This window comes from Pelorhabdus sp. sgz311001, assembly GCF_055901755.1.
In genome coordinates this window covers 424653-442112 of sequence record NZ_JBVXUT010000003.1, presented here as the reverse complement: position 1 = coordinate 442112, position 17460 = coordinate 424653, and the positions used below count along the sequence as shown (strand labels likewise).

Here is a 17460-nt window from a genome sequence, read left to right as displayed (position 1 = left end):
CATTATAGTACAGGCGTTTTTTTTGCCCAGGACGGTTTTGGTGTCTCGTATTATTCATTCAAGAAAAACTTTAAGATTGGAAAGGGAAAAAGCCTTGATTGTCAAATAATGATGGAAATGAGAATTTTATATCCGGAGGGATTTTATGGGGGCCTATATAAAACCAGAGAAGAGCGATTTTCTTACAATTCGGTTTTTACTGCTTGCTTACTGGAAGTCGAAGGAAAAGTGGGGGGCGCTTGGGCTACTAAGTCTTTTAATTGTTCTGGCTTTATTTAGCGTATATCTAAGTGTTCGGTTAAACGAATGGAATGTTGAGTTTTATAATGCTCTAGGCGCCTTAGATCAAGACGCCTTTTGGCAATCTGTCCGCGTGTTTGCTCTCATTGTGACTGTTTTTGTTCTGCTTACAGGCTACTCCACTTATTTGCAGATGTTGCTGCAAATCCGTTGGCGCCAATGGCTAACCAAGCAGCTAGTTGATAAATGGCTTGTTAATCATACTTACTATAGGATGCGATTTCTGGGAGGCGCTGGACAAGCTGATAATCCTGATCAGCGAATCAGCGAGGATATTGCCAGTTTTGTAAATATATCAATTAGCTTATTCCTCGCGTTTATTCATCAAGCCGTTAGTTTAGTATCTTTTGTCTTTATTCTCTGGGGGTTGTCTGGTGTCGGTAGCGTTACCCTAAGTGGCGTTAAGATCCATATACCGGGATATCTTGTCTGGTTAGCTATAGCCTATGCTTTGATAGGAACATGGATTACCACGAAAATTGGTCGACTTTTAGTACCGCTGAACTTTACACAACAGCAGTATGAAGCGGATTTTCGGTTTAATTTGATGCGCCTGCGTGAAAATGATGAAAGTATTGCTTTGTTGGGGGGAGAAAAGTGGGAATCGGGCAATTTAAGTGAGCGCTTTCGGTTCATTGTTGGCAATTATCGTCGTCTTATGACAGCAAATAAGCGCTTATCTTGGTGGAAGACGGGATATGAATATTTAACCATGATTTTTGCTTTAGTTGTTGCAGCACCACGCTATTTTGAGAAAGAAATTGCATTAGGTCAAATGATGCAAATTTCTAGCGCCTATCAACAGGTGGCATCGGCCTTATCTTTTTTTATTACGGTGTATACGCAATTATCGGAATGGAAGGCTGTTGCCAATCGTCTGCGCGGTTTTGCTGCTTCCATGGATGAGGCCGAGCTTATGCGGTCAGAGCGAGATAACGCGCCTGTTTCTAAAATTGAAAATGCGATTGCCGCCAAGCTAACAGTCTGTAAAGAGCCTGGCGCCGTTTTGATTCGAGATTTAACGCTCCAGCTTTCTCCTGGTGAGAAGTTATTGGTAACAGGACCTTCTGGTGTAGGTAAAAGCACGCTGTTGCGCAGCTTAGCCGGTCTTTGGCCGCATACACAAGGTGATACAAATTTGACGGAGCCTGTTTGGTTTGCGCCACAAAAGTTATATGCTCCTCAGACCTCTTTGCGGGAAGCACTTTGTTATCCCAGTCAACCGAACCTAAGTGATGAATCGTTAAAAGCTTTGCTAATTGAATGTAGTCTGTCGCAATTTACGGAGCGGCTTGATGAACGACAAGACTGGATGAAAATTCTATCTCCGGGAGAGCAGCAACGGTTAGCCTTTGCTCGTTTGATTCTCCACAAACCCCACAGCGTGTTTTTAGATGAAGCAACTTCTGCTTTAGATGAAGTAACGGAAGCAAAACTATATCGTTTGTTAGTGGAAAAATTTCCGCAGTCCATTATCATCAGTGTGGGTCACCGCTCAACACTTACTGAATTTCACGATAAGCAGTTAGTCATAACGGGCCAAGGTGACTGGAATTTGCAGGCGTTACGATAGAGCCACTTTAGCTTTGAAAAGTTAATAATGATTTAATAGCTACATTGAAATTTATATCATAAATAGAGGAGAGGGTATTAATGAAGTTTAAAAAGATTCTTGTATTGCTTACCTTTGTATTATGTTTATCCCTGTCAATTTGTCAGGCCGAAGAACGAAAAGATGAATGGAAAAGTCCTAGCTTTAATTTTGGTAGTGTGAAAACTGTAGTTGTTACTATGGCTATTGCTCCTGAAGCAAAGTTCGATGAATTTAGTTCGCGTAAGTTGGAAAATATTTATTTAAATACATTTTTTCAAGATAGAAATAGATGGGCAAAAAGTCATTTTCAATTTATTACGCTAAATCAATTAAAAGATCGAGTTAGTCAGGCGACAGGAGAAAATATTCGACAACTTGAAAAGGAAGACCCAGTTCGTTATAAATCCGAAATTGATAAATTTACGCCGATCATAGCAGATGCTGTTTTAAATATTAAAGTAACTGCTTTTGGCTATGACAAACGTTTTGTGCCAGAATCATCTTATACTTACACGGAGCAAGTTGAGTCGGAAGCGGATATGGAGGTTCTAGACTCAAATGGCCGTTGGGTACATAAAAAAATGAAGGTCAGAAAACCGGTAGAGCGAACTGTAGTAACACCGGCTCACTATGATACCTACGCAAATGCCGGAATGGAGTATATTTTGCTTGATAGTAAAACTAATGAAGCAATTTGGATGCTACGTGATATTCGAGAAGCGAATGGGAAAGATCCCATGGGGATGACAGAACGCATTATGAATCGGGCAGCAGATTATATGTTGAAGCTTTAAGATTAGAGGGATCATGCATGAAGAAAAAAAGACGTTCAATAGCTGAAAAGGTGGGACTTCCGCCCGGAACGTTATTACATATTGGTGATGTTTATTCTGAGGAGGTTAAGATTCGCGTAATCCATTATAACGAGAATCTTATCGAGGAAAAGGAGAATCCGCCGCTGGCGCAGTTGAAGGACTTAATGCATCAATCTGGTGTGACTTGGATTGATATTCAAGGATTGAACGCTCAGGTTGTTGCAGATATCGGAATGGAGTTTTCAATCCATCCATTGACCTTAGAAGATATATTAAATACGAATCAACGGCCTAAGTTTGAAGACTATGGCGAATATCTCTGTGTCATTGCCAAGTCCTTAACAATCCAACAAAATCAAATGGGCTATGAGAGTCAACAAATTAGTCTTATTTTGGGAGAGGGATATGTAATCTCTTTCCGGGAGAGGACTGAAGGCATTCATGATGTGTTTTCCGGCGTTTATGAACGGGTTATTCAAGGTCGCGCAAAGTTGAGAACAAGAAAAGCCGATTATTTACTTTATGCTTTGTTAGATAATATGGTGGATCATTATTTTCTTGTATTAGAACGAATAGGAGAAAAAATTGAGACGGTGGAAGAGCAGATTGTTATACATCCCTATGAAAGACTTTTACAAGAATTACATCAACTGAAGCGCGATATGTTATTTATTCGCAAGGAAATCTGGCCAGTTAGAGAATTGATTGGCGAACTGGAGCGCGGCGAGTCGGTACATATTCAAGAAGCGACTTATATTTATCTGCGCGATATTTATGATCACGTGATTCAAGTTATAGAAACCGTAGAGATTTACCGGGACATGCTGTCAGGCATGCTGGATATTTACCTATCTAGTATTAGTAACCGTATGAATGAAGTGATGAAATTACTTACAGTAATTTCGACAATCTTTATTCCCTTGACTTTTATTGCGGGCGTCTATGGAATGAATTTTGAAAATATGCCAGAATTGAAATGGCAGTATGGCTATTATGGCGTTTTAGTAGTTATGGTTTTCTTGACTTCGGCCATGGTAATTTATTTCCGAAGAAAGTCCTGGCTGTAATGCCAACCATATCCGTGGGAGATATTGATTATTTTACTTGCAATGAAAGGATTTGCTGAGCAACTGGCTGACTCCGCTGCCGAACTGAACAAATTAGTTGCAACCTTTACAAGTTGCTTAAAGATTTGGATAGATCTACATATAGAAAAAGCTGTTACTGATTTATTTCAGTAGCAGCTTTTTTGCGCAAATTCGAGGATCTGATTCGTTTTCTTGCTTTGCAATAATGTACTATACCTACTTATCTTTTAGCTGTATTATCCTTGATAACAACTATTGAGGGGTGTATATCATGGATATTACAACTTTTTTTATATACTGCATTATTATAACCTTTACCCCTGGGCCGACTAATATTGTCATATTAGCTACAGTACAGGGATATGGAGTTAAAAAAGCGATGCAATATACCTATGGAGCAACGATTGCCTTTAGTATTTTACTTGTCATTTCCGCAATATTAAATACCATACTTGTAAGTGTAATACCTAAGATTTTGCTGATCATGCAGATTGTTGGCGGCTCTTATATCGCGTATTTAGCTTATCAGATATATAATATGGATACAGTAGATACAGCTGTAGCGGGAGTCGCCAACTTTAGCTCAGGGTTCATTATGCAGTTCGTAAATCCTAAGGTCGTGTTGTTTACTATGACAGTAATTCCAGGTTTTGTTATGCCGTACTATACGGAATTGTATATGTTGGCAATATTTGTTGGGGTTATTAGTGTTATTGGCTTCTTAGCATTTGTGACTTGGGTGCTGTTTGGTGCAATTTTTAAAGAAATACTGCTGAAGTATCAAAAAATAGTGAATATAAGTATGTCACTTTTTTTACTCTATTCTGCTATAATAAGCTCGGGCTTGGTTGAAATGATTAGGTGGTGATGGGCGTGGAAAAGTTTATATATAAAAAATTGTCAAATATCACTGCATTATCGGCTAGTTTTACTGATTTCATGTATAAAAAGCATTGCCATGAAGAATACGCCTTAGGTGTAACGCTACGTGGTATTCAAGAGTATAATTTAGAAGGCAGTTTACATTCATCCTATGCTAGTGGGGTTATGCTGTTTAATCCCGAACAGATACATGATGGTAGGGCGCATGATAGGACGGGCCTTGATTATGTTATGCTTTATATTCAGCCACGGGTGTTTTTAGAGATACTAGGGAAAAGGAATATAGTTCGGTTTGTATCGCCTATTGTCTATAATCAAGGCCTTAGAAAACATATTTTGAGTCTTTCCAATGCCGTTTTGAGTGGAAAAGATGAGGACTTGTGTAACGAATTGCTGCTGTCTCTTATAAGTAAATTTGGACCAACTGAGATTTGTAAAGCGGATAAGAAAGATAGTAAACTAGTTACAAAGGCGAAAGAAATAATTTTTTCTAAACGAGAAGCGGTACTTAGTCTTGATGAAATATGCCAAGAACTTGCTATGTCGAAGTTTCAGTTTATCCGTTTATTTACTGCTAATACGGGAATTTCACCGTATCAGTATTTTATACTTTGCAAGGTACAGCGGGCCAAGCAATTATTAGAACGCAATGAAGATGTTTACTCGGCGATTGCCGAATGTGGTTTTGTAGATTTATCACATTTGAATCGGCACTTTAAGAGAATCTATGGAATAACAGCTTTTGAGTACAAAAGACATTTAATGTAATAGCAAAGAAGTGGCAATCCTTAATATGGGATTGCCACTTCTTTGCTATTATATTTTATTCTACTCAATATCAGTAGTTATTGCCTTTATTCTTACTCTTAGAGTAGTATATAGGTAAAAGCAAGGTAGCTGGTTAAAAGGAGGGTATTATGGATGATTTAATTCATAAGTTGACTCAATTAGGGTTCTCTACCTATGAAGCGAAAGCATATCTTGCACTTCTGCAAAAGAATCCGGCTATTGGATATGAAGTAAGCAAGATTGCCAAAATACCAACAGCAAAGATTTATGAAACTTTGACGAATTTAAAAAACAAAGGATTTATTCTATCAAGTACGTCTGAGCCGGTATTATATTATCCCATAGATCCTGATGTACTTCTGAGCAGAATTCATCGGGAATTTGACGAAAGAATGGAAAGCTTGAACGGGTTGCTAACTAAGGTAACACCAATACCGGATATTGATTTGACTTGGAACCTTTCAGGCTATCAGTCTGTAATTGAAAAAGCCGTTGAAGTTATTCAACATGCAACGAAAGATGTATTGGTTTCACTTTGGCCGCAAGAGGCTGAGGTGCTAAAAGAGCAGCTTGTTTTAGCAGAGCAGCGAGGAATACGGGTTATTGCTGGAGTATTTGGCTCTTATAGTCTCGGGTGTGCCTATACGATAAATCTGGATTCTTGCGGGGATAGCTCGCAAACACGACTAGGTAAGCGATTAAATGTCGTAGTTGGCGACTCAAATGAAGTTGTAGTTAGTGAGATGAGCGGTGATAAGGCAGCGACGGGAATTTGGACGACTACACCTTCCATCATCCTAATTACAAAAGAATATATCAAGCATGATATTTGGGGGAAAGCGCTTATTGATAAGTTAGGAAAAGAATGTTTTGATGAACTGTGCCAGGAAAGTGAAACCTTATCCTACTTAATTCGAAATCGTTGAAAGATCGCAAGATCACTAAATGCTGTAAAAGGAGGGATTTTCTTAATGCGTAAGCAACTAGAGTTACTGAATAACCTCAAAGTTGGAATTGTGGGATGCGGCCATCTCGGGCAAGCCATTACGCAAGTACTTCTCAGGCAAGGAATAAAAAAAGAAAATCTCCTTATTTCATACGGCGGAAGCCCTCAGACATACCAAAAGCTTGCAGCGAAGGGCTTGGATTCGTGTCTTACTACGAATCACCAATTGTTCCAAAGCGCGGACATTGTTTTAGTTACACTAAAGCCACTGGATATTTTTGTACTCAAGGAAGTTGCTATATCAAATGAGGTTCTCGTTGTCTCCTGTATGGCGGGAGTATCAACAGAAATGCTGGATCGGATACTAGGAAAGAAAGTCTATCGGATGATGTTTAGCGGACCGGATACGATAGCATCAGGCAAAGGGGTAGTAACGATGTATCCAGAGAATGATCTTTTGAAGGCGCTGCTTTTCTTGATGAATCAAACCTATGTTGATACAATGACGGAAGCTGATTTGGATATTTTTACTGTTGGCGTTTGTATGCCAGCGGCAATTTTGAAGCTGGAAAGTCCAGTCCAACAAAAAAAGGCGATTGACAGAATTAGCGTCGAATATCCGCTGTTTTCAGAGCTTTATACCTGGGCTTTAGGGGTGTTGCCTTCCTTTCAAAACGGTTCCGATAAAAGGGCCTATATTGAGAGAATGATTACGAAAGGAGGGGTTACCGAAGCAATTATTAAGAGTTTGATTAGTGGGGGCCAACTCGATGATTCCTTAAGGAAAGGAATTGCTCGGACAAAAGAAATCGTTTTTGAAATTCAGCAGTCAATTGATAACCAGGAGGAAGAGTAATTTATTTAACGGAGGGATACTATGGACAAGTTTGAAAATGCTACTATTGTTAAAAAGGCCAATGTGTATTATAACGGAAATGTAACGAGTCGTACCATTTTATTGGAGAATGGAATGAGAAAAACATTGGGCTTGATTTTACCAGGTCAATATGAATTCAGCACACAAGATAAGGAACAGATGGAGGTACTCGCAGGAAAGCTGGAGGTTTTGGCACCTGGCAGTACCGAATGGGAATGCTTTGAAGCCGGACAAACTTTTGAAATACCTGCCAACTCTACATTCAAGGTGTCTACGGATCAAGTGTCTGACTATTGTTGCTCATACATCAAGGCATAAGATTTGTAAATTGCAATAACCAATTTTAGAGCGTGAGATTTAATTTGTAAAAGGGGAAATTGCTAAAGTCACTGAAAGCGGTAGCCGAGGCATTGACGCCATGCAAGAATTTACTGATCAACTGGCTGAGTTCGCTGCCAAGTTGAATAAATTAGTTGTCACCTTCAAAATCTAGTTGTTGCTTCAAGCTTTGGATAAATCTAACGCACAGAAAAGCTGTTACTGATTCATTTCAGTAGCAGCTTTTTTGTGCGAAACGGTTTAAAGGATGGCTTGTTATTTTTGGCAGAGGAAATTAATTACAAAACTTGTTATTTTCATGTTAATATTTATCAGAATTATGAGAAAAATAGCAGGGATTGTTCACTAATTAACGAATAGCTTAAAAACATAGCCATTTTAATAACACAAATTTTAAAAAGAGGAGGAACCGAAGCGTGAAAAGCATTCAGACTAAATTGACAGTTATAATATTGAGCATTTTTGTAGTTGCTACAGCGACTTTAGGGGGATTAAACTACTGGAAAGCTAAAGCTATTATTTTTGAAGATGTAACAACAAACTTGAAGAATGAAGCGCAAGATACGGCTGGATTGATTGATAACTGGCTTGAAACTAGTAAGCTGGAATTAGCCGGTATTGCTACATCGCCGGTACTTCAAGCAGCAAAAGGTGAAGATATTGTTCCTTATCTTAAGTATCTTAAGCGGGAAAGAGGACGTTATGAAAATTACGGTTTTGTTTTTCCTGATGGTAAATATTATGATGAGGCAGGGAGTAGCGGTTCGCTGAAAGATCGAGCTTATATTCAGAAAGCTTTGCAGGGAGAAGCAGCGGTCTCAGATCCGGTTATTTCGCGCGGAACCGGAATATTAGTTACCCTTGTAGCTGTTCCGGTTAAGTCCAACAATCAAGTGGTTGGCGCTTTGTTTGGTGCAATCAGTATGGAAAATATGACAGAAAAAGTGCTGGGAAAAAAGGTGGGTGATACTGGCTATGCGACGCTAATTCGCTCTGATGGGCTTACGATTATTCATCCTGATAAAAGTTTTGTAATGCAAGTAAATCCTGTTACAGATACTCGATTTTCTGAAGAGATTCGCTCTATCCATGCGAATATTATCAAAGGTGGAAAAGGCGTAACGCAATATTCTTATGCAGGTGTTTCGAAAATAGTAGCGTTTACGCCGCTAAACAATGCGAAATGGTTTCTCACGATCAATGTCCCGACTGCAGAAGTGACGGAATCGTTATCATCCTTAACCTGGATTTCACTAGTGACTATTCTCGTTGTTCTTGTGCTTACTGGTATTATTATTGCGTTCTTTGCTCGGCGAATTGCCCAACCAATTCAATCACTGGAATTGGCAGCTAATAAAATAGCGTCTGGTGATTTGTCACAAACGAATCTCAACATTCAATCGAATGATGAAATCGGGCGCCTGGCCAAAAGCTTTGAGAAGATGACCCAAAATATTAGTTGGTTAATTCAGCAGATATCGAATAATGCAGAACAGCTAGCTGCGTCTAGTGAGGAGCTCACGGCTAGCGCGGATGAGTCAACGCAGGCAGCCAATCAGGTTGCTGGTTTGATTCAGGAAGCTGCCACCGATGCATCAACGCAGATGAGAGCAGCAGATGAATCATCTGCTAGTGTAACTGAAATTTCTCTTCGCATCGAAGAGGTTGCCAGTAATGCCAATTCTGTGGCCAATCAGACCGAGTCGGCAACGGCTAAAGCGCTTCAAGGCGAAGCCGCGGTAGACAAAGCGGTTACTCAAATGGGACAGATTGAACAAACTGTCAACACCTCGGCGCAAGTGGTAGTAAAATTAGGAGAACGATCTCATGAAATTGGTCAAATTGTGGAGGTTATTTCTGGAATTGCTGGACAAACTAATTTACTTGCTCTCAATGCTGCTATTGAGGCTGCTCGTGCAGGAGAACAAGGGAAAGGTTTTGCTGTAGTAGCGGAGGAAGTGAGGAAATTAGCGGAACAATCTGAGGTAGCAGCGAAAAAGATCTCTGATCTGATTGTTGAAATTCAAACAGATACGGGTAAGGCTGTTCAGGCTATGGAACAAGGGACTCAAGAGGTCAAAATCGGAGCAGAAGTTGTAAATGCCGCAGGCGTTTCTTTTCGGGAAATTGCTGTTTTGGTGACTGATGTATCTGGGCAGGTTAAAAATATGTCTAAGGCGATTCAAGACATGTCGCAAGGCAGCCAAAGAATTGTAAAATCCGTCAATGCGATTAATGGCTTGAGTAAGAAAAATGAAGGGGCCTTCCAGGGGGTATCAGCAGCAACGGAAGAACAATTGGCATCTATGACTGAAATTGCACGAGCTAGTCGAGCTTTGGCAACACTGGCGCAAGAATTGCAAATTGCCGTAAAAAATTTTAGAACATGATTGATTTATGAAATAGCTTTATAAAAAGGACAAGGAATTTGACGTTGCGTCAGTTCCTTGTCCTTTTTCGTTAGGCCTGGTAGCGCAGGCCATTTACCATGATTTGCATAACTCGTTTCATTTCCTGTTTTAAGTCGATAGAGCCGTCGTAGAGGCACCATTCATAGACGACGCCGCGGCCTGCTATGAAGAGAATGTTAGTTATTTCTTGGGGCGATAGGCTGGGAGAAATCTGTTGCGACTGTTGTCCTGCTACAATAATTGCACAAAGTATGTTTTGCATAGCGCGGCCTTTAGTAATAAACATCTTATTGTCTGCCGTATAGAGTTTTTTTACCATGTCTAAGCCGTTTAATAGGGTAAAGTCAGCATAGCGATCAAAGAATTCAACGATTTGATCTAAAGGCTTTTCTGCTTCTAGCTGACTTTCCACGTGGTTTTCAAAGTATTCATCAGCCTTCTTGAAAATTTCACTAAATAACTCAAACTTAGAAGGAAAGTAATAGTAGTAGGTACCGACGGAAACGCCTGCATCCGCAGCAATTTGTTCTACTGTAACCTTATCAAAGCCGTATTTTCGAATGAGCTTTACGCCACAGTCGAAAATTTTTGCTTTGGTAGCGGCAGCTTGTTTGGCGCGGTTTGTCATAGCAACCATAAGATCACCTCGATCAATCTCTATAGATGGGCAGCTACTTCATAGGCATCCCAGATTGCATACATAATGTTTGACACTTTGCGGGCGTCGCCAATCAGATGAAGCTCAGCCATCTCATATTTAAAAGTATGGTACAGAGAATTTTCCGAAGTGTAGCCTACGGCTAGAATTACACTGTCAGCAGGGGAGTCCTGCTCTTGTCCATTATGCTGGATTAAGACGCCTGTTGGTGTGGTTTTTAAAACTTTGGCATCTGTTAGTACAGTAACGCCGCAATAGGGAACTAGTTTTTCTAGCATATCTGAATTGGCATGACAGAGGGGGCCGTTTAGGGCGAGTAGCTTGTCTTGAATTTCCACTAGAGTAACCTTTGTATTGGCTTTGGCCAGCCAAATAGCAAGTTCGCAGCCCACTAAGCCGCCGCCGACAATCACGACCTGATTACCTGGGTCAACTTGTTTTAGCAATACTTCGGCAGCCGAGTATACCTTGCTGTTATCGCCGAGACTGAATCGCTTTGGTTTAGAACCAGTTGCGATTATCAGGGAATCGGCGGAAGTTTCTTTTATCATAGAAGGAGTCATTTCTGTATTGAGATGGATTTCTACTCCCAATTTGTTGAGGGTATGTTCATACCAGGCGACAAGGGCGTGATCATCCTCTTTAAAATCGGGCGCTCCGCCGGGAATCAGATTTCCGCCAAGGCGGCTAGTTTTTTCATAAATCACTGGGCTATGTCCGCGCAAGGCTAAAACTCTAGCGGCTTCACAACCAGCAACACCACCGCCGATAATGGCGACTTTTTTTCGGATTAAGGCGGGCGTTAATGCAGCTTCTTTTTCCCGGCAGGCCGCAGGATTTACGGCGCAATTTAAGGCCGAGTATTCTTGAATGCGTCCCATGCAGCCTTCCTGGCAAGAGAGACAGGGACGAATTTCAGCTAACTTATTGGCACGAAGTTTATTTACGTAATTTTCGTCCGCTAAGAGGGGGCGACCGAGGCTGATCATATCGCAAGCGCCATCATTGACAGCTTGCAGGGCTAAGGCGGGGTTATCCATTCGTCCGGCACATAGAATGGGCACGGAGACGACGTCTTTAATGATTTTCGCGTAGGGGATATAGAGACCTTTTTCTTGATACATCGGGGGATGGCTCCACCACCAGGAGTCATAGGAACCAACATCAATATCGAGGGCGTCATAGCCATAGGCGACTAACAGTTTGGCTGCTTCAATTCCCTCGGGAATATCCCGGCCTTTTTCTTCAAATTCCTCGCCAGGCAAAGCGCCTTCCCGCCAGTCTTTAATAAAGCTTTTCGGACTGTAGCGTAAAGTAACAGGGAAATCCTGACCGCATCTTGCTTTAATTTCTTCCACAATCTCCCGAGCAAAGCGCAGGCGATTCGGCAAGGCTCCGCCGTACTCGTCGGTGCGATTATTAAAGAAGGAAATGGCAAATTGATCGATAAGATAACCTTCATGTACAGCGTGAATTTGTACGCCGTCAAAACCAGCGCGTTTAGCCTGAAAGGCCCCCTCGCCAAATTTTTTAACGATGGTTTTAATTTCTTCGATAGTAAGCTCCCGGCAGGTTTTATCAAGCCAGCGATGTTTGATTGGCGAAGGCGCCACCGGGGGAAATTCTCCTAAATTAGTTGGGATTGTTACCCGACCAAAGCCGCCGCTAAGCTGCAGAAAAATTTTCGCGTCATAGGCGTGGATGCGTTCCGTCATTTCCCGGGCGGTACGGATAAAGTGGAGCGGATTATGGGTGGAACAGGGAACACTGGGCATGCCATGCTCTTCAATGACGTTATCAACAAAAGTTACGCCCGTAATGATCAGACCAGTGCCGCCGCGAGCGCGGGCCGTATAATATTCGATGCCGCGCTGGTTAAAGCCGCCCTCGGCGTCGGCTAGACCTAATGGACCCATCGGCGCCATGGCAAAACGATTTTTAATTTCTAGGGAACCAATTGTTACAGGTTCAAAGAGTTTTTTATATTTGTACGACATACAAGACATCCTCATTTCATCTAGTGTATTCAGTGAATTGATTAAGTTAATTTTATAACAAGCAGAAAGAAGCGTCAAGGCTTGGTATTTTTGTCGATAAATTACCCTGATATGTTTATTCGTTGACAGTTGATTCCAATAACAGTACTATTTAGATAATAATTACGACTAAAATGATGATTATAGCTGAACTGTTGAAATAAAATTTGCCAATATATCAAACTTTAGCCCAAGGAGTGAGACATGTGCATGATTGGAAGGAGAAATATCAGAAAAATATCAATAGTACGATCCCACTGGCGTTTCAATACATTGCGGAACGGGTCTTGGATGGGATTTTAGTATTTGATTGTTCGGGGAAAGTGGTATATACCAATCATGCAGCGTCTAAGATTTATGGGTATTCTGCTGAGGAGTTTAAGCAACTTAGCTTTCATGAATTGTATGCGACGCAAGAAGAAAGTTGTTTTGACAGACTGATGAGATCCGCGCGACAAGAGGCTGTCTTGTGTCAAGAAATTCACAGGAAGCGGGATAAGCTGACGTTTGCGGTAAGAATAAAGTATTGTAAAGTTCGGTTGGAAGAAACTGAATTTCTGATGGGCATTTTTAATGGGAAAGAAGGAAATCAGGCCGATAAGCTGCTTCCTGACGACAGTGAAAAGAACTATCAACTGCTTCACGAAGAGCTACTAGCCGCCTATGAAGAGCTCATGGCATCGGAAGAAGAATTGCGACAGCAATTCGATGAACTTCTAAGCAAGGAAGGAAAAATCTATCAACAAAATACAGTACTGAACTTGCTGCATGAAATGACGGCAGGCCTCATGACAGATAATGATTCTGATGATGCTATCTTTGAAAAGATTGTCGCCGGAGTTAAGGAGCTGTTTCAAGCTCCTCATACATATGTGCATGTTTTCGATGAAGCCAAGAGGACCTATACAGTAAAAACAGGGACTGGGATGTTTACCACTCATAAAAATGAAGTGGATATTACCAAGGCATTAGTCGGACAGGCTTACCGAACTGGTAAAGTTGCCGCTGTAAGTAATTATCATGCTTGGAAAGATCGGTTACCTCATTCTATATTTGACAATGTAGATTATTGTGTGGTAATGCCGCTTAAACAAAAAGACAGGATGTTTGGCGCTCTAGGGCTCGTCTTTGTTGAGCCAGGTCGGGTTTTATCAGAAGAAGAACTTTTTTTGTTGCAACGCTTTGCTGATCTGGCAGCCATTGCTTTGCGTAACTTTTTCTTAGTAGCTTCTTTGCGCAAGAAAATCGAAGAGCATCAACGAGAAGCTAAGCAGCGCAGGCAGTCAGAAGAAAGATTTTTTACAGCTTTTCAAATGAGCCCTAGTGCTGTAGCCATTGCCAGAATCGATGGCACCTATGCCGATGTCAACGAAAGCTTTTGCCAAAGTACGGGTTATACGAGAACTGAATTGATCGGCAGTACACGAGAACAAATTGGCCTTTGGCATGAAGCAGATAAAAAGCGATTGTTAGAGGAACTCGAAAAACAGGGGCAAGTAAATAATCTAGAAGCATGGTTTCGTCGGAAAGATGGACGAGAAATTTGCGGACTGATGTCAGCGAGAATGGTCACCATTGAAGATGAAAGATATATTTTAACGATTACTCATGATATTACGCAGCGAATACAGGCGGAGCGGCAGCGCAGGCAACAGGAAGCGGCACTGATCGATAGCCGGAATATGCTGGCTGTCGCAGCTGGGCTGGCGAGTTTAGGACCATGGGAATATACTCCGTCAACGGGGCTATTTACTTTTAGCGATGAGTTTTATAATATATATGCTACGACTGTAGAACGCGAAGGACCCTCGATGTCGTGGGATCACTATGCTCAAGAATTTGTTCATCCCGAAGATCTGTGGATGCTAAAGAATGAACAGAACTTTCTTATTTTCGGTGAACGGGACGAAGCAATTGAACCGGTCGATGATCTGGTTCATCGAATTATCCGGCGAGACGGTCAAGTCCGTACTGTTCTGGTGCGGCGATTTGCTGTAAAAGATGCGGCAGGTCGCTTTATCAAGGTTTACGGTACCAACCAAGATATTACTGAACGCGTGAAGATTGAAGCCGAAAGAACTCGGCAGGAGGAAGCCATTAAGCATATGGCTTATTTTGACTCATTGACAGACCTGGCCAATCGGCGGCAGTTAAATGAATGGTTAGCTGCTGAAATGGAACATGCTCGTAAAGGTCAGGTTTGCGGCGCTGTTTTGTTTATCGATTTAGATGACTTAAAACTCATTAATGATACTTATGGCCACACTTATGGCGATAAAATTATTGTGGAGGCAGGGCTTAGAATTGTTAGTATAGTGGGAAAAGATGTTTTTGTGGCTAGAGTAGGCGGCGATGAGTTTGTTGTCGTTCTTTCAGGCATTAAGGAACACAGTAAAATCAAGAAAATTGTCTATGAGCTAAATATGGCATTAGGAAGAACCAAAGAAATTTTTGGCAGCCAGTTTCACATGGCGGCGAGTATTGGTATTGCTGCTTATCCTGCTGATGGCAGTACAACAGAAGAAATCATTAAAAATGCCGATAATGCCATGTATGCTGCGAAAAGAGGCGGCAAAAATTGTTGGCGCTTTTATACAGAAGAGATGCAACAGGAAGCCTATCAGGAAATGCGATTGACTAACTCGCTGCGTTATGCCTTGGCGTTACAGGAGTTTTCACTTGTTTATCAGCCGCAGATTGATCCTGTCAGGAAAAAAATCATTGGCTTTGAAGCGCTGTTGCGTTGGCGTAGCGCCGAACATGGCATAGTATCGCCGTTGCAGTTTATACCGCTTGCTGAACGCGCTGGTCTGATTCCTGATATTGGACAATGGGTGCTCAACGAAGCCTGCCGCTTTGCTCGCCGTCTGACAGATCAAGGGTGGAGCGAAGTTCATGTTGCCGTAAATATATCGGCCAAACAAATTATCAGAGATGATTTTATTGCTATCGTTTTAAATGCCATGAAAGCAGCAAAGATTGAAGCGCAACAGTTGGAGTTGGAAATTACCGAGAGCTCGCTGATGGCGTCAATGGAGGATGCTGTCAGTAAACTAATTCAGCTTAAGAACCTAGGAATAAAGCTGTCCCTTGATGATTTTGGTACGGGCTTTTCCTCATTGACTTATTTACTGAATTTACCTGTGACAACACTTAAGATTGATAAGTCTTTTATTGATATGATCACAGCTGAGGTTCCAGGGGTAAAAATTATCAGTTCGATCATTAACATGGCTCACGATATTAATATGAAGGTTGTGGCGGAAGGAGTAGAGACGGAAGAACAATTGGCCTATTTGCTGGATCACCGGTGTGATTATATTCAAGGCTATTTGTTTAGTCGCCCGCTTACCGAAACTTCGGCAATTCAACTACTTATAGAGCAGGCAGAGAATCTATATAAGCCGATAAAATAGTCTAGTGTAGTTAAAGTAGTTGAAGGAGATAAGTAAGATTTATGGAAATATAATAAGTTTGGCACAAATATGTGTTATATTTTTAATATAAAACAATGAATAGATAGGCGGATAGATAATGAAGATTTCGAAGCAAGATGCGTTAATCTGGTTTGATTATTTTTCACAAATGGGCGATAACGAAGCATTTACTGTAAAACATGAAGAGATTGTTTATGCGGTCTTTGCTCAAATTGAAGCAGCAATTGATCAGCGCAATGAACAGCTAATGGCTGAAATTACAGACTTAAAAAACTTAGAAAATAGGACTTTGTTTGTTGGTAATGACAGCAAATTTCCCAAAGGCTGCCGCTCCTGCCTGCTTGGGACAGGGCTAAGTGCAATTCGAAAAACGAACAAATGCAATTTGGAATGTAAGTTCTGTTATAATTATGGCGAGCTAGATGATATTCGGCCCGTTGGCGAGGGCTTATGGGATATTGGCGGCACGAAATTTTATGAGAAGGATCTCGATTTGCTTCTCTCCATTCACAAAAAGCCAACAGGGATTTCTTATGTTTATTTAGAGCCGTTCATGGAAATTGAAAAATACTATTCTATTATTCGAAAATTTAGCGAAGCTCAGATTCACCAGCACTTATACACCAATGGCACGTTAGCGACCGAAGAAACTTTGAAAGCCTTAGGCGAAGCGGGTCTTGATGAGATTCGCTTTAATCTCGGCGCTTCTAACTGTGCCGATAAAGTCATTGCGAATATTGGTTTGGCAAAAAAATATATTAAAAATGTAGGAATTGAAACGCCTATGACACCGGAGTTTTTCGAAGCGTTTTTCAAGAAGAAGGAAGCAATTTTTGCCACTAAACTTGATTTTATCAATTGCGCCGAACTTCATTTAAATGCCAATAATATTGATAATTACTATGGGGAGAATATGTATATTTCTCGCCATGGTTATATATCACCGATTTGGAGTCGAGAACTGACTTTGAAATTCATGAAAATTGCTGCGGCAGAACAATGGGACTTGGTTGTTCATGACTGTTCTAATAATACCAAATTTGCCCGTAGCTTAAATTTGAGCAGCAAAGAAAGCATGTGGTTTGGCGCCAGTAATTATGCCTGTGAGTTTGCGATGATTCCTTATGAAGTTTTTATGCCAATTCTCAATGATGATAATTTTAAGTTTTTACAGGAAGAAGAACTGCCTGAAGAATATAAACCGGAACTCGTTGTGTTGTAGATTTTTACTTTTTAAAAAGTTTAGAATTGAAAAGGAATTTTGCCTGTCTATAGCTAATATAATTAG

The 17460-nt window shown here is 41.0% G+C and carries 13 protein-coding genes; 11 read left to right on the top strand and 2 right to left on the bottom strand.

Features of this window, described 5'->3' with window-relative positions; translation table 11 throughout:
- Nucleotides 1-145: 145 nt before the first annotated feature.
- From AC0MXB_RS10675 to AC0MXB_RS10635, 9 genes are all read left to right on the top strand, one after another.
- On the top strand, nt 146-1873 hold the full coding sequence (locus AC0MXB_RS10675; protein WP_474039657.1) for an ABC transporter ATP-binding protein/permease: 1728 nt from the start codon (nt 146-148) through the stop codon (nt 1871-1873).
- Nucleotides 1874-1953: 80 nt separating this feature from the next.
- Nucleotides 1954-2688 (top strand): hypothetical protein, encoded by a 735-nt coding sequence (locus tag AC0MXB_RS10670; RefSeq protein WP_474039656.1) that lies wholly within the window; start codon nt 1954-1956, stop codon nt 2686-2688.
- A gap of 17 nt (nt 2689-2705) precedes the next feature.
- Nucleotides 2706-3776: a magnesium/cobalt transporter CorA gene (gene corA, locus AC0MXB_RS10665; RefSeq protein WP_474039655.1), complete on the top strand. Its 1071-nt coding sequence runs from the start codon at nt 2706-2708 to the stop codon at nt 3774-3776.
- Between the two features lie 292 nt (nt 3777-4068).
- Nucleotides 4069-4665, top strand: coding sequence for a LysE family translocator (locus AC0MXB_RS10660; protein ID WP_474039654.1), 597 nt, complete (start codon nt 4069-4071; stop codon nt 4663-4665).
- A gap of 5 nt (nt 4666-4670) precedes the next feature.
- On the top strand, nt 4671-5447 hold the full coding sequence (locus tag AC0MXB_RS10655; RefSeq protein ID WP_474039653.1) for an AraC family ligand binding domain-containing protein: 777 nt from the start codon (nt 4671-4673) through the stop codon (nt 5445-5447).
- 149 nt (nt 5448-5596) lie between these two features.
- A complete protein-coding gene (locus AC0MXB_RS10650; protein ID WP_474039652.1) occupies nt 5597-6394 on the top strand; it encodes a TrmB family transcriptional regulator in 798 nt (265 codons plus the stop codon).
- 45 nt (nt 6395-6439) lie between these two features.
- The gene (locus tag AC0MXB_RS10645; protein ID WP_474039651.1) at nt 6440-7270 is read left to right on the top strand and encodes a pyrroline-5-carboxylate reductase family protein; all 831 of its coding nucleotides are present in this window, start codon (nt 6440-6442) and stop codon (nt 7268-7270) included.
- A 21-nt stretch (nt 7271-7291) separates the two neighbouring features.
- Complete coding sequence (gene ppnP, locus AC0MXB_RS10640; protein WP_474039650.1) at nt 7292-7609, top strand: pyrimidine/purine nucleoside phosphorylase; 318 nt, start codon at nt 7292-7294, stop codon at nt 7607-7609.
- 437 nt (nt 7610-8046) lie between these two features.
- A complete protein-coding gene (locus AC0MXB_RS10635) occupies nt 8047-10020 on the top strand; it encodes a methyl-accepting chemotaxis protein (RefSeq protein WP_474039649.1) in 1974 nt (657 codons plus the stop codon).
- 70 nt (nt 10021-10090) lie between these two features.
- Here the strand turns inward: AC0MXB_RS10635 and AC0MXB_RS10630 are convergent, their stop codons facing one another.
- The gene (locus AC0MXB_RS10630) at nt 10091-10678 is read right to left on the bottom strand and encodes a TetR/AcrR family transcriptional regulator (RefSeq protein ID WP_474039648.1); all 588 of its coding nucleotides are present in this window, start codon (nt 10676-10678) and stop codon (nt 10091-10093) included.
- Nucleotides 10679-10698: 20 nt separating this feature from the next.
- Nucleotides 10699-12696, bottom strand: a complete 1998-nt coding sequence (locus AC0MXB_RS10625; RefSeq protein ID WP_474039647.1) for an oxidoreductase — start codon at nt 12694-12696, stop codon at nt 10699-10701.
- Nucleotides 12697-12941: 245 nt separating this feature from the next.
- Between AC0MXB_RS10625 and AC0MXB_RS10620 the strand changes: the two genes are divergently transcribed.
- The gene (locus AC0MXB_RS10620) at nt 12942-16151 is read left to right on the top strand and encodes an EAL domain-containing protein (RefSeq protein WP_474039646.1); all 3210 of its coding nucleotides are present in this window, start codon (nt 12942-12944) and stop codon (nt 16149-16151) included.
- Nucleotides 16152-16269: 118 nt separating this feature from the next.
- Entirely contained in the window at nt 16270-17394 is a 1125-nt protein-coding gene (locus AC0MXB_RS10615) for a radical SAM protein (protein ID WP_474039645.1), read from the top strand.
- The last annotated feature ends 66 nt before the right edge of the window (nt 17395-17460 follow it).